Source organism: Hydrogenophaga atypica (assembly GCF_042665215.1).
GTDB lineage: Bacteria > Pseudomonadota > Gammaproteobacteria > Burkholderiales > Burkholderiaceae_C > Hydrogenophaga > Hydrogenophaga defluvii_A.
Genome location: NZ_JBHTCA010000005.1, coordinates 63,207 through 77,330, shown reverse-complemented (window position 1 = coordinate 77,330; position 14,124 = coordinate 63,207). Strand labels below are relative to the sequence as shown.

General features: G+C 66.0%; 10 protein-coding genes. 2 read left to right on the top strand and 8 right to left on the bottom strand.

Annotation, left to right across the window (positions count from 1 at the left end; translation table 11 throughout):
• The 6 genes from hutU to ACFQPB_RS09265 form a co-directional block, all read right to left on the bottom strand.
• On the bottom strand, positions 1-1,698 hold the full coding sequence (gene hutU, locus ACFQPB_RS09290) for a urocanate hydratase (RefSeq protein WP_382222211.1): 1,698 nt from the start codon (positions 1,696-1,698) through the stop codon (positions 1-3).
• A gap of 27 nt (positions 1,699-1,725) precedes the next feature.
• Complete coding sequence (gene hutH, locus ACFQPB_RS09285) at positions 1,726-3,267, bottom strand: histidine ammonia-lyase (RefSeq protein WP_382222208.1); 1,542 nt, start codon at positions 3,265-3,267, stop codon at positions 1,726-1,728.
• 86 nt (positions 3,268-3,353) lie between these two features.
• The gene (hutC, locus tag ACFQPB_RS09280) at positions 3,354-4,148 is read right to left on the bottom strand and encodes a histidine utilization repressor (RefSeq protein ID WP_382222205.1); all 795 of its coding nucleotides are present in this window, start codon (positions 4,146-4,148) and stop codon (positions 3,354-3,356) included.
• A gap of 9 nt (positions 4,149-4,157) precedes the next feature.
• The gene (locus ACFQPB_RS09275; RefSeq protein ID WP_382222203.1) at positions 4,158-4,940 is read right to left on the bottom strand and encodes an ABC transporter ATP-binding protein; all 783 of its coding nucleotides are present in this window, start codon (positions 4,938-4,940) and stop codon (positions 4,158-4,160) included.
• The gene (locus ACFQPB_RS09270) at positions 4,937-5,773 is read right to left on the bottom strand and encodes an ABC transporter permease (protein ID WP_382222201.1); all 837 of its coding nucleotides are present in this window, start codon (positions 5,771-5,773) and stop codon (positions 4,937-4,939) included. Before ACFQPB_RS09270 ends, ACFQPB_RS09275 begins: the two co-directional genes overlap by 4 nt.
• Before the next feature lie 5 nt (positions 5,774-5,778).
• Complete coding sequence (locus tag ACFQPB_RS09265; RefSeq protein WP_382222198.1) at positions 5,779-6,735, bottom strand: ABC transporter substrate-binding protein; 957 nt, start codon at positions 6,733-6,735, stop codon at positions 5,779-5,781.
• Positions 6,736-7,188: 453 nt separating this feature from the next.
• On the opposite strand from ACFQPB_RS09265, the gene ACFQPB_RS09260 reads away from it, so the two are divergent.
• A complete protein-coding gene (locus tag ACFQPB_RS09260; RefSeq protein ID WP_382222196.1) occupies positions 7,189-10,323 on the top strand; it encodes a CHASE2 domain-containing protein in 3,135 nt (1,044 codons plus the stop codon).
• Positions 10,324-10,345: 22 nt separating this feature from the next.
• On the opposite strand, the gene corA is transcribed toward ACFQPB_RS09260, so the two are convergent.
• On the bottom strand, positions 10,346-11,332 hold the full coding sequence (gene corA / locus ACFQPB_RS09255) for a magnesium/cobalt transporter CorA (RefSeq protein ID WP_382222193.1): 987 nt from the start codon (positions 11,330-11,332) through the stop codon (positions 10,346-10,348).
• A 213-nt stretch (positions 11,333-11,545) separates the two neighbouring features.
• A complete protein-coding gene (locus tag ACFQPB_RS09250) occupies positions 11,546-12,781 on the bottom strand; it encodes a patatin-like phospholipase family protein (RefSeq protein WP_382222190.1) in 1,236 nt (411 codons plus the stop codon).
• Between the two features lie 39 nt (positions 12,782-12,820).
• Between ACFQPB_RS09250 and ACFQPB_RS09245 the strand changes: the two genes are divergently transcribed.
• Positions 12,821-14,122: an MFS transporter gene (locus ACFQPB_RS09245; RefSeq protein ID WP_382222188.1), complete on the top strand. Its 1,302-nt coding sequence runs from the start codon at positions 12,821-12,823 to the stop codon at positions 14,120-14,122.
• The last annotated feature ends 2 nt before the right edge of the window (positions 14,123-14,124 follow it).

Here is a 14,124-nt window from a genome sequence, read left to right as displayed (position 1 = left end):
TCAGCGGATCATGGGCAGCTTGAGGCCCTGTTTTTTCGCGGTTTCGATCGCGAGATCGTAGCCCGCATCCGCGTGGCGCATGACGCCCGAGCCGCAGTCGTTGACCAGCACGCGCGCCAGGCGCTCAGCCGCAGCGTCGGTGCCGTCGGCCACGATGACCATGCCCGAGTGCTGCGAGTAGCCCATGCCCACGCCACCACCGTGGTGCAGGCTGACCCAGCTCGCGCCACCCGCGGTGTTGAGCAGGGCGTTGAGCAGCGGCCAGTCGCTCACCGCGTCGGTGCCGTCTTTCATGCCTTCGGTTTCGCGGTTGGGGCTGGCCACCGAGCCGGTGTCCAGGTGGTCGCGGCCGATGACGATGGGGGCTTTGAGTTCGCCCTTGCGCACCATCTCGTTGAAGGCCAGGCCGGCCAGGTGGCGCTCGCCCAGGCCCAGCCAGCAGATGCGCGCGGGCAGGCCCTGGAAGGCGATGCGCTCGCGCGCCATGTCCAGCCAGCGGTGGGTGTGTTTGTTGTGCGGGAACAGCTCTTTGATCTTGGCGTCCGTCTTGTAGATGTCTTCCGGGTCGCCCGACAGCGCCACCCAGCGGAACGGGCCCTTGCCCTCGCAGAACAGCGGGCGGATGTAGGCGGGCACAAAGCCGGGGAAGTCGAAGGCGTTTTTCACGCCCTGGTCGAAGGCGACCTGGCGGATGTTGTTGCCGTAGTCCACCGTGGGGATGCCCATGGCCTGGAAGTCCAGCATCGCTTGCACGTGTTGCGCGCAGCCCTTCGCCGCTTCTTCGGTCAGGCGCTTGTGCTGCGATGGGTCTTGCTGCGCGGCCTTCCACTGCGCCACGGTCCAGCCCACGGGCAGGTAGCCGTTGATGAGGTCGTGGGCCGAGGTCTGATCGGTCACCAGGTCGGGCTTGATCTGACCCGCTTTCGCGCGTTTGACCAGCTCGGGCAGCACCTCGGCGGCGTTGCCCAGCAGCGCGATGGAGACAGCTTCCTTCTTGGCCGTGTGTTCCTTGATCAGCTCGATGGCGTGGTCGATGTCGCGCGCCTGCTTGTCCACATAACGGGTGCGCAGGCGGAAGTCGATGCTGCTTTGCTGGCACTCGATGTTGAGCGACACCGCGCCGGCCAGCGTGGCGGCCAGCGGCTGCGCGCCTCCCATGCCACCCAGGCCAGCGGTGAGGATCCACTTGCCCGAGAGGTCGTTGTTGTAGTGCTGGCGGCCGGCTTCCACAAAGGTCTCAAACGTGCCTTGTACGATGCCCTGGCTGCCGATGTAAATCCAGCTGCCGGCGGTCATCTGGCCGTACATGAACAGGCCCTTGCGGTCCAGCTCATTGAAGTGCTCCCAGGTGGCCCACTTGGGCACCAGGTTGGAGTTGGCGATGAGCACACGCGGCGCGTTGCTGTGCGTCTTGAACACGCCCACCGGCTTGCCCGATTGCACCAGCAGCGACTCGTCGTCGTTCAGGTCTTTCAGCGAAGCCAGGATCTGGTCGAAACACGCCCAGTCGCGCGCGGCGCGGCCGATGCCGCCGTACACCACCAGGTGCTGCGGGTTCTCGGCCACCTCGGGGTCGAGGTTGTTCTGGATCATGCGGTAGGCGGCTTCGGCAATCCAGTTCTTGCAGGTGAGCGTGCTGCCGCGGGGCGCGCGGATGACGCGGCTGGGGTCGAGGCGGGGATCGGTGTTGGTCGTCATGGTCGGCTCCTGGGTGAAGAGAAGTTTTCAGGCAATGGCAGGCAGTTCGGCGCGGGCGGCAGCGATCAGTGCGCCGCTGCGCACCATCTCGATGGCGGCCTGCATGTCGGGTTGGATGTGGCGGTCGTCGCTCAGGTGGGGCACCTGCGCGCGCAGCGCGGCGTGCACGGCGGCCAGCGGCGCGCTAGTCGTCAACGGCGCGTGGAAGTCGCAGCCCTGGGCGGCACACAGCCACTCGATGGCGATGACGGCCATGGCGTTTTCGGCCATGGGGGCCAGGCGGCGCGCGCCGTGGGCGGCCATGGACACATGGTCTTCCTGGTTGGCCGAGGTGGGAATGGAATCGACGCTGGCGGGGTAGGCACGCTGCTTGTTTTCCGACACCAGGGCGGCGGCGGTCACCTGCGGGATCATGAAGCCCGAGTTCAGCCCCGGTTTGGGCGTGAGGAAGGCCGGCAGGCCCGAGAGCGCCGGGTCCACCAGCATGGCGATGCGGCGCTCGGCCAGCGAGCCGATTTCGCAGATGGCCATGGCGATCATGTCGGCCGCAAAGGCCACCGGTTCGGCGTGGAAGTTGCCGCCCGAGAGGGCTTCGCCGCCGTTGTCCGCACTGAAGATCAGCGGGTTGTCCGACACGCCATTGGCCTCGGTTTCCAGCAACGATGCAGCGTGGTGCAACACGTCCAAGCAGGCGCCCATCACCTGCGGCTGGCAGCGCAGGCAGTACGGGTCTTGCACACGTTCGTCGCCCTTGAGGTGCGAGGCGCGGATGGCGCTGCCCAGCAGCAGCTGGCGCAAAGCTTCGGCGGTGGCGATCTGGCCCTTGTGTTTGCGCAAGGTGTGGATGCGCGGGTCAAACGGCGCGTCCGAGCCCTTGGCGGCGTCGGTGGCCAGGGCGCCCGTCAGCAGCGCCGACTGGAACAGGCGCTCGGCTTCGAACAGGCCGGCCAGCGCGTTCGCGGTGGAGAACTGCGTGCCGTTGAGCAAAGCCAGGCCTTCCTTGGGGCCGAGCACGGCGGGTGCCAGGCCGACGCTGGCCAGGGCCTGGATGGCGGGCAGGCGGCCCGTGGGCGTGTCGGCCTCGCCCACGCCGATCATCACGGCCGTCATGTGCGACAGCGGCGCCAGGTCGCCCGAAGCGCCCACCGAGCCTTGCGCCGGCACCACCGGGATGACGCCACGCGCCAGCATGGCTTCGAGCAGGGCCAGCGTGGCCGGGCGGATGCCCGAGGCCCCCTGGGCCAGGCTGGCCAGTTTGAGCGCCATCATCAGGCGGGTGACGGGCTGGGGCGTGGCGTCGCCCACACCGGCGGCGTGCGAGAGCACGATGTTGCGCTGCAGGGTTTCCAGGTCTTCGGCCGGAATCCGCACGCTGGCCAGCTTGCCAAAACCGGTGTTGATGCCATAGACCGGCTCACCTCGCGCCACGATGCGCTCGACAGTGGCGGCGCTCGCCTGGACAGCGGCGGTGCAGGCTGGGTCCAGCTGCAGTGCGGCACCACGGTAGATGGCGCGCCAGTGCGCCAGGGGCACCTGGCCGGGTGTCAGCGTGAGCGGGGAAGTGGACATTGTTTGCTCCTGTATATACAAGTAAGTATCAGTAGAAATGAAAGCCGGCGCAAGAGGGCAAATGCTGAAAACCGATCAGTGGCGGGTCATGTACTCACCGGGTTGCCGTCGGACTTGTAGCGGCTGCCCAGTTGGTAGCGGGTGGCGGGGTGCAGGCAGCGCACCAGGGTCACGGGCACACCGCGTGTCCAGGTGCGTCGTGTCAGCAGCAGGCAGGGCTGTGCGGCTTCCATGTGCAGGCGAGCCGCCTGCTCGGCCGTGGGCAGCACCGCGTCCACCACATGCTCGATCTCGTCGAAGGGCACGTTGCGCACCAGGTATTCCGAGGGCTGCTGTTGCTTGAAGTCTTGCTGCAGGTAGTCGGGTGCCACACGGGGGTTCACGTAGCGGTCTTCCAGCTGGATGGGCAGGTCATCCTCCATGTGCACACACACCGAATGGAAGACCGATTCGCCGGTGCGCACATCCAGCGCGGTGGCCACGTCCAGGGTGGCCGCCACACGTTCCACCACCAGCATCTCGCAGCGGTAGTCGTGGCCGCGTGCGCGGATTTCACTCGCCAGGTTGGCGATCTGCAGCAGGGTGGATTGGGGCTTTTGTTCGGCCACAAAACTGCCCACACCCGCCACCCGCACGATGCGGCCCTGCTCCACCAACTCACGCAGCGCGCGGTTGACCGTCATGCGCGACATGCCGAACTGCGCCACCAGCTCGTGTTCCGACGGCAGGCGGTCACCCGCACGCAGCGAGCCGTCCTGGATCTTGCGCGAGATGTGGTCCTTGACCTGCTGGAACAGCGCCACGGATGAGGCCGGAGCCGCCTGGGTGGGGGCGGCGTGGCGCTTGGCGCGGGCGGGGTGAGCGGTGGGGCTTCGGGGCATGGCCAGGGGTCAGTGTTCGGCGGCGGCCATCGACTCGGCGCGGATCTCTTCCGTCAACCGCGCCTTGAGCGCCATGAACTCGGGCGAGGTTTTGATGGTGTAGTGGCGCGGGTGCGGAAAGTCCACCGCCAGCTCGGTCTTGATGCGGCCCGGCCGGGCGCTGAACACCGCCACGCGGTTGGCCATGAAGATGGCCTCGTCGATGTCGTGGGTGACGAACAGCACCGTCTTTTGTGCCGACTCCCAGATGCCCAGCAGCAGCTCCTGCATCAGCACGCGGGTCTGGTTGTCCAGCGCGCCAAAGGGCTCGTCGAGCAGCAGGATCTTGGGGTCGTTGGCCAGCGCGCGGGCAATCGCCGTGCGCTGTTGCATGCCACCCGAGAGCTGCTTGGGAAAGTGGTGCTCGAAACCGCGCAAGCCCACCTTGGCGATGAAGTAGTCGGCCCGCTCTTTCTGCTGCGCCTCGGGCATGCCGCGTTCGCGCAGGCCGAAGCGGATGTTCTGCTCGATGGTGAGCCAGGGGAACAGCGTGTAGCTCTGGAACACCATGCCCCGGTCGGCGCCCGGGCCGTCCACCGGCTGGCCGTCCAGCAGCACACGGCCGGTGGTCGGGTGATCCAGGCCGGCCACGATGCGCAGCATGGTGGACTTGCCACAGCCGGAGGGGCCGAGGATGGTGACGAAGTCGTTTTCGCGCACCTCGAAATCGACCGGCGTGAGCGCCTGGGTTTTGGCGCCTTTGGGGCTGGTGAAGACGCGCGAGACGCCCTGTATCGAAAGTTTCGTGCTCACAGCGAACTCCAGGCAAACAGGCGGCGGTTCAGGGCCTTGAAGGCGAAATCGGAGATCAGGCCAATGAGGCCGATGACGATGATGCCGAAGATGATCTGGCCGGTGTTGAGCAGCGCCTGGCTGTCGGTGATCATGTGGCCGATGCCCGAGGACGAGCCGATCAGCTCGGCCACGATGACGTAGGTCCAGGCCCAGCCCAGCACCAGGCGCAGGGTTTCGGCGATCTCGGGCGCGGCGCCCGGAATCAGCACGCGGCGCACGATGCCGGTGTTGTTGGCGCCCAGGGTGTAGGCGGCTTCCACCAGGTCTTTGCGGGCGGCGCCCACGGTCACGGCCACCATCAGCACGATCTGGAACACCGAGCCGATGAAGATGACCAGCAGCTTTTGCAGCTCACCCAGGCCGGCCCAGAGGATGAGCAGAGGAATGAAGGCCGAGGCCGGCAGGTAGCGGCAGAAGGACACGAAGGGCTCGAAGAAGGCCTCGACGCCTTTGTGTGCGCCCATGGCGATGCCCAGCGGCACGGCCACGATGGCGGCCAGGATGAAGCCGCCGAACACCCGCCACACCGTCATGCCGATGTCGTGGATGAAGTTGTATTCCGCGAACAGCAACCAGCCTTCCTGCGCCATGGTGATGGGGCTGGCCAGGAAGGTGGGCGACACATAGCCTCCCAGCGTGGCAAAGGCCCAGACGGCGAAGAAGACAACGAAAAAACCCAGGCCCAGCACCCACTTGGACGTGGCGCTGACGGGCTCCAGCGGGGCCAGGCCGCGCCGCCGGCGGGTGGCCGGGGCGGGTGGCGCCGCCACGGTGGTGGCGGTGTTGCTCATGAAACTCACTTGATGAAGCTGTTGTCGTACATGACGTCGAAGTTGTCCGGCATCTTGCGGATGACCCCGGCTTCGAGCAGGATGGCCGCGGCGTCCTTCATGAAGGCCTGCAGTTCGCCTGCGAAGAACTTCTGGTTGGCGGCCTTGTCCTGCCAGCGCAGGAAAGCCGAGGACTTGGCAAACGCCTCACCGCTTTGTTTGACCGCAGCGCCCATGATCTCGTTGGACTTGGTCGGGTCGGCCTTGATCAGCTCCAGCGCTTCAAAGTAGGCGTCGGCCAGGGCTTTGGCGGCCTTGGGGTTGGCTTTGAGCCACTCGGGGGCGCAGCCCACGGTGTCCATGATGTGCGGGAAGTCCAGCGTGGTGGCCAAAATCTTGCCTGCCGCTGGGTTGGCGCGCACGGTTGAGAGGTAGGGTTCGTAGGTCACGGCGGCGTCGTTTTGACCCGTGACGAAGGACTGTGCGGCGGGCTGCGGCGCCAGGGTCAGGGTCTTGACGTCCTTGACCGACATGCCGTTTTTGCTCAGCAGCCAGGCCAGGGTGAAGTAGGAGGCGGTGCCCGGCGCGTCGACCGCGACGGTCTTGCCCTTGAGGTCGGCAAACGATTTGACGTCGTTGCGCACCGCGATGCCATCGGCACCGTAGGATTTGTCGAGCTGGAAAATCTGCACGATGGGCACACCGTTGGTGTTCCAGGCCACGTGCGTTTCCACCGTGGTGGCCGCGCACTGGATGGCCTTGGAGGCCAGGGCCAGGTGGCGGTCCTTCTGCGGGATCATCTTCAGTTCGACGTCCAGGCCGTGCTTCTTGAACAGGCCGGCCTTGTCGGCCAGGGTCAGCGGGGCAAAACCGGTCCAACCCGACATGCCGAGCGCAATTTTGGTTTCCTGCGCCTGGGCGGCGGTGGACAGGGCGGCGGTGCAGGCCAGCAAGGCCGCGGTCTTCACGAGTGACGTGCGCATCAGAACATCCTTTGAAAAAAAACCGCCGGGGCGGCATGGAAACCTTCGCTCCCTGAGCAGGGCAAGTTTACCTGTCTATACAAGCAAGGGCAAACACAAAACCGGCCACCTGTTGCGTTGCTCTGAGTGAGACAAGCGCCACAGGCACCGGATGGGTGAATGCTGCACCGGTCCGGTGCGGGGCACATCCGGAGATGCACCATCTTGCTGTATAGACAGATCTATGTTAGCGAAGGTCAGACCCTACAGCAGCTTGTGTGCCAGGTTGCCGACCGGTTCCGGATGCGGGCGTTTCAGCCCGGCAAACCACGGACCTGTGCAAACGGGGGGTGGATGGCACAGCAGACGCACCTCGGCGGCACACGGCGCGCCACACTGAAAATGTAAACGTGGCCTCACAATGGAGGCGCCTGGTCATCGAAGCGTTTGCTTCCCTTTATCGGAGTGCCCCATATGCAGACATTCGGCGGGCGAGCCGTGGTGCTTGTGATCCGACGCATTCTGGGCGGCGGCGGTGGTCGGCCGCTGGCTTCGGCGGTGCTGGCCTGTCTGGTGGTTTTGGGCCTGTACTCGGAGCTGCCAGACGGTGCGCGTGCGCCCCTGCCTGATGGTTTGCGTGTGGCGCTGGATGTTGCGGCGCACCCCCAAAACAGTTTGCGCGATGCGGTGTTCGACGCCTACCAAAAGGTGGCGCCGCGCCAACCCCAGAGCCAGCCCGTCACCGTGGTGGCCATCGATGAAAAAAGCCTGAGCGCGCTCGGCCAATGGCCTTGGCCGCGCGACCGCATGGCCGACCTCGTGCGTGCGGTCAACGAGCAAGAGGCGGCCGCCATCGGCCTGGGCGTCTACATGCCCGAAGCGGACCAGAACTCGCCCGATCGGCTGGCCGATCGCGTGCCACCCGATCGCCTGGCGCTGCGCGAGGCGTTGCGTGCCTTGCCCAGCAGCGACGCGGTGCTGGCCCAGGCCCTGGCGCAGGCACCTTCGGTGCTGGCGGCGGCCGGGTTCGAGTTTCCCTCCGGTGCCACCGTGGCCAACTTGCGTGCCGTGCCCATGCGCACCGTGGGGGGCGATCCGCGCAGCCACCTGCGCCACTTTCCGCACGTGCTCGCCAGCCTGCCGATGTTGCAGGCGGCCAGCCGTGGTCAAGCCCTGCTCAGTGTGGACGCCCAGGGCGCGGGCGTGCGCCGCTTGCCGCTGGTGGCTTACGTGGGCGACCAGCTGGTGCCCGGGCTGGCCATGGAGATGTTCCGCGTGGCGTCCGGTTCGCCCCTGATCACGGTGGACACCGGTCCCCGAGGGGTGTCGTCGGTGCAGGTGGCCGATCAGCAGGTGCCGACCCAACCCGGGGGCGACTTCTACCTGCATTACGCCTCTCAGGCGGCGGGCTTGGCGCGCAACGTGTCGGCGGTGGATGTGTTGCGCGGTCAGGCAGACCCCGCCCTGTTCAAGCACAAACTGGTGCTCATCGGGTTGACCGGTTTTGGCCTGAGCGATGTGCATGTGACGCCTTTGGGCGAGCCGGTCCCCGGCATCGAAATCCAGGCGCAGGCCGTCGAGGCGCTGTTTGACGGTGTGTTCCTGGTCCGCCCCTGGTGGTTTGCCTGGATGGAGACCGGCTTGCTGGTCTTGCTCGGGGGGGGGCTGATCTGGCTGGTGCCCCGTCCCAACACCCGCTTTGCTTCGGTGATCAAAAGCAGTCCACAGGTGGCGTTTGGTTATGCCATCGGCGCCGCCGCCGTGTTGTTGGTCTTGGGGTTTGTGCTGTTTGTCCGGGCAGACCTTTTGTTCGATGCCGCCAACCTGGCGGTCGGACTCGCGCTGGTGGTGGTTTTGCTGATCGGCAGCGCCATGACCAAAGGCCTGGGTGAGGCACGTGCCAAACTGGCGCGGCTGGTCGACAACGGCATCGCCCTGGGCCGTGCCCAGACGCGCGAACTGCTGCTGCGGCGCACCCTGGAGGGTGCGCGCGAGATCGCCCGTTGCCAGGCGGCGACCCTGTTTTTGGTGAGCGACCGCGACACCCTGGCGTTTGGCCTGCGCACCCAAACCGACCCGCTGCCAATGCATGAGCTGCCCTTGCACGACCCGTTGACCGGCGAGCCGTGCCACAGCTACGTGGCCACCCATGTGGCCTTGACCGGCAAAAGTGTGGTGATCGATGACGTGCGCACCTACACCGCGCTGGACCTCTCCGGCACCCGGCGCTTCAGCGAGGCGTCGGGCCTGCAGGTGGTCTCCATGCTCAACGTGCCGTTGCGCGCAGACGATGGCCAGGTCATGGGTGTGATGCAGCTGCTCAACTGCCTCGACACCGCCATCGGCGAGCCCATTCCCTTCGACTCGGAGACCGTGGGTTTTGTGGAAGCGCTGGCGGCGCAGGCTGCGGTGGCGATTGAAAACAAGAACCTGTTGGAGGCGCAGCTGGCGCTGATGGATTCGATGATCAAGATCATCGCCGGCGCCATCGACACCAAAAGCCCCTACACCGGTGGCCATTGTGAGCGGGTGCCGGAGCTGGCCATGATGCTGGCCAAGGCCGCCTGCGAGGTCAAGGAGGGGCCGCTGGCGGATTTCGAGTTCAAGACCGACGAAGAATGGCGCGAGTTCCGCATTGGCGCCTGGCTGCACGATTGTGGCAAGGTGACCACCCCCGAATACGTGGTGGACAAAGCGACCAAACTGGAAACCATCTTCAACCGCATCCACGAGATCCGCACGCGGTTCGAAGTGCTGTTGCGCGACGCCCAGATCGAACGGCTGCAAGCGATCCACGAGCGCCAGGAGCCTGCGGACGAGGCGCAGGCGCGGTTCGAGGCGCGCCAGGCCCAGCTCATGGCCGACTTCGCCTTTGTGGCGGAATGCAACCTGGGTGGCGAGTTCATGGCGCCAGACAAGGTCGCGCGCCTGCGCGGCATCGCCGAGCACACCTGGTTGCGCCACTTCGATGACCGCCTGGGCCTGTCGCACGAAGAGCTCAAGCGCTTTGAGAGCATGCCGGTGCCGCCCTTGCCGGCGTGTGAGCACCTGTTGGCCGACAAACCCTGCCACCTGTTTGAACGCCCACCCAACAAGGCGCTCGACGCCAAGTACGGTTTCAAGCTCAAGGTGCCCGACCACCTCTACAACCACGGCGAATTGCACAACCTCGGCATCGGGCGCGGCACCCTGACCGACGAGGAGCGCTTCAAGATCAACGAACACGTGATCCAGACGATTGTGATGCTGGAACAAATGCCCCTGCCCAAAAACCTGAAGCGTGTGCCTGAGTACGCGGGCACCCACCACGAAACCCTGATCGGCACTGGCTACCCGCGCAAGCTGGACGGAAAGGCGCTGTCGGTGCCTTCGCGCATCATGGCCATCGCCGATATTTTTGAGGCCCTCACCGCCAGCGACAGGCCCTACAAAAAAGCGAAAACCTTGTCGGAGTCGATCAAGATCCTGAGTTTCTTCAAAAAAGACCAGCACATCGATCCGGTGATCTTTGATCTGTTCCTGACCTCTGGCATCTACATGCGCTACGCCGAGCGGTTTCTGTCGCCTGAGCAGATCGACGAGGTGGACATTTCCGCGTTTGTGGGCTGAGGGCTTTGCGCGGTGGCCCGCTTTATTTCAGCCAGCCGCGCTTGCGGAAATACAGCATTGGCCCCACCGCAGAGGCCACCATCAGCACCAGCGCGGCCGGGTAGCCCCAGGTCTGGTTCAGCTCCGGCATGTACTGGAAGTTCATGCCGTAGATGCTGGCGATCAGCGTGGGCGGCAGCAGTGCCACGCTGGCCACCGAGAAGATCTTGATGATCTTGTTCTGGTTGATGTTGATGAAGCCGACGGTGGCATCCATCAGGAAGTTGATCTTGTCGAACAGGAAGGCGGTGTGGCTGTCGAGCGAGTCGAGGTCGCGCAGGATCTGGCGTGCGTCCTCAAACTGCTCGGCGCTCAGCATGCGGGTGCGCATCATGAAACTGACCGCACGGCGTGTGTCCATCACGTTGCGGCGGATGCGCCCGCTCATGTCTTCGTGGCGGGCGATGGCGGCCAGCACTTCGCCGGCTTTGTTGTCGGTCACGTTGCCGGCCAGCACCTGGCGGCTCACGAGGTCGAGTTCGTCGTAGATGTCTTCCAGCGTGTCGGCACAGTACTCGGCGTCGGCATCGAAGAGCTTGAGCAGCACTTCCTTGGCGTCTTCGATCAGCCCTGGCATGCGGCGCGCGCGCATGCGCAGCAGGCGGAACACCGGCACATCTTCGTCGTGGATGGAAAACAGCACGCCGTGGCCGCGCAGCTCGGTGTTGTGCTGGTTGAGGATGAAGGCCACCCGAACGGCGCGCGGCTGCTCGTCGTCGTCGATCAGGAAATCGGATCGGATGTGCAGTTCGCCGTTGTCTTCTTCAAAAAAACGGGCTGACTCCTCGATGTCCTCGTCCATCGCGTCGTCGGGGATGTTGAGGCCAAAGTGCTGGCGCACCCAGCGGCGCTCCTCGGTGGTGGGCGACTCCAGATCGACCCAGATGGGTTTGAACTGGGCCAGTTCTTCCAGGGATTCGATCTCTTCCTGGAACAGGCGGCCATTGGCCAGGGTGAAGACGTTGAGCATGCGCGGGCTTCCGGTCGGGCGACGATGTGGGGGGCCACCCGGGGCCGGGCGGCGGTGGGGGCGGGGTGCTTTCAGCCACCGCGCGCGGCGCCCACCGGCCTCATCGGGCTCGATGGCGGGTCAGTGCCGCGTGGCGGGAACTGAAAGCACACAACTGGGTGTGCTGTCCAAGGGGTTCTCCGTTCACAAAACTGGCGCGATTATGGCACCGCGTCAAGACGGTGGCGTGTCAAAAAACGCCTCCAGTTCGGCCCGGCGCGCGTAGGCGTCCTGTTCGCCCAGCGTGATGAGGGCCTGCACAAAGCCCGGCTCAAACAAGAGGTAGCTGGCCAGCGCCGCACCGCTGGCGCCCACACCGCGCTGGGTGTTGAGGGCGCCCAGGCCCTCCAGGGTGTTGCGGGTGGCGGCGGGTAGCTCGCTCACGTGCCGCAGCGCGATCTCGTCGAGCGACTGCGTGGGCTGCATGGCCAGCACCTCCACCGGCCGGTAAGGCAGGGCCAGTGCGAGTTCGGGTGGCAGGCTGGCCAGGGTTTTGCTCACGCGCTGGGCCTGTTCCACATCGGTCATCAGGGTGTCGTGGAAGACGCTGGCCATGGCGTGGCCGGCGATGGTGCCGGCGGTGGGTTCGGCGTCGGGCGCGCGCGCGCCACCGGCCAGGCCCGCACGCTGCGGCTGGCCCACACCAATCACCAGCACCTTGCGTGCGCCCAGCTGGATGGTGGGCGACAAGGGCGAGAGCTGGCGCATGGAGCCGTCGCCGAAATACTCTTTGTGCCCATCCACCCACAGTGGCACAGCGGGAAACAGAAAAGGGATGGCGCTGGACGCCATGAGGTGCTCGATGGTCACCGGCTGGAAATCGGCGCGCCGGCCGGGGCGGTGCCAGGGCTCGGCCGGCAGGTTGGGGCCGGCCTGGCAGAAGGTCCAGTGTTCACCGCTGCTGTAGCTGGACGCCGTGACCGCCAGCGCTTGCAGCGCCTCGCTCTGCAAGGCGCGTTCGATGGCGCTGAGATCGATGGCGCGGTGCAAGGTGTCCACCAACGGCAACGTGTCGAGCAGGGCGCGGTGGGCCCTCACCTGGCGCGCCAGCGTGAGCCCCGCCAGAAGGAAGTGGGTGCGCGACCAGCGTGGTGCGTCCAGGCGGTAGACTTGTGCCGACCGCAGCTGAAGCCAGAATGCGGCCAGTGCCGGCAGTGCGGCCCAGCCTTGTGCCACCTGGCTGGCGAGGTAGGTCGCGTTGAGGGCGCCGGCAGAGGTGCCCAGCAGCAACTGGAACGGAAAAACCTCGGTTGCGGTGGCCGGCTTCATGTGGGCGATGGCCCGCAGCACCCCCGCCTGGTAGGCGGTGCGCGCGCCGCCCCCCATCAAAACCAGTGCGGCGGCACCGCTGGCGCGCGGCGGGCGTGCCGGTGCCAACAGGTGCGATGCGATCAGCGTGTCCAGCGACATTGTTCGGTTCCGGCCGTTTGTATTTTTTGAACTTCACCCATGACGCCAGCCTTGTACAGCCGACGCCGTGAACTGGGCCTGCTGCTCACGTTGGCGGGCATCCAGTTCACCCACATCGTCGATTTCATGATCATGATGCCATTGGGGCCGCAGCTGACGCGGCTTTTTGGCATCAGCGACGCACAGTTCGGGCTGCTGGTGTCGTCCTACACCTTCGCTGCCGGTGTGTCTGGCCTGCTGGCGGCGGGCTACATCGACCGTTTTGACCGCAAGCGCCTGTTGTTGGTGTTGTACGGCGGCTTTGCGCTGGCCACCCTGGCCTGTGGATTGGCGCCCACGTTTGGCAGCCTGATGGTGGCACGCATTGCTGCAGGCGCCTTTGGTGGCGTGCTCACCGCGCTGGCGCACACCATCGTGGCCGACGTGGTTCCTTTCGAGCGGCGGGGCCGCGCTGCGGCGGTGGTGATGTCCGCGTTTTCGCTGGCCACGGTGGCCGGCGTGCCGGGCGGGCTGTGGCTGGCTGCGTGGGCCGGCTGGCACATGCCATTCATTGCCATCGCTTTGTTGTGTGCGGTTTTGGCGCTGGCGGCGGCGTGGAGCCTGCCGGCGCTGCGCCACCACCTGTCGGGCGGTGCCAGCCCCAGCGGCGTCTGGCGTGGCATGGGCGAGGTGTTGGCCGATGCCAACCACCGCCGGGCCTTCCTGTTTTCGGGTTTGTTGATGGCCACCGGCTTCACCACCATCCCCTACATCACCTTGTTCACCACCAGCAACGCCGGGCTGCAAGACCACCAGATCCCGTTGCTCTACCTGTTTGGTGGCATCGGGTCGTTGTTGACCGCGCGCTGGGTCGGGCGGTGGACCGACCGCCACGGCAAAGTGCGGGTGTTCGGGTGGCTGGCGCTGGCGGTGCTGGTGCCACTGCTGGGCATCGCCCTGGGACCGGCCGTCTGGGCCTGGGCCACCGACCAGCCGCTGGCGGCCCCCGTGCCGTTGCTGGCCCTGGTGGCGGTGGTGGTGTTGTCCACCGCGCAGTTTGTGGTCATGAGCGGACGCATGATTCCAGGCATGGCCATCCTGGCGTCGGCGGCCGATCCCGTTCGGCGGGGCACCTTCATGGCTTTCAACGGCGCGGTGCAATCGGCTGCCATGGGGTTGGCGGCCTTGGTGGGTGGGCTCATCATCTCGCGCGACGACAGCGGACTCCTGCGCCACTACTGGGTGGCGTCTTTGCTGGGGTGCGTTGCCAGTTTGGCCAGCGTCTGGGTGGCCAAAGGGCTCAAGCTGCACACACAGCAGTCTGGCCCAAAGCCGGTGGCAGCGCAAGCAAAGGCCCCCTGACT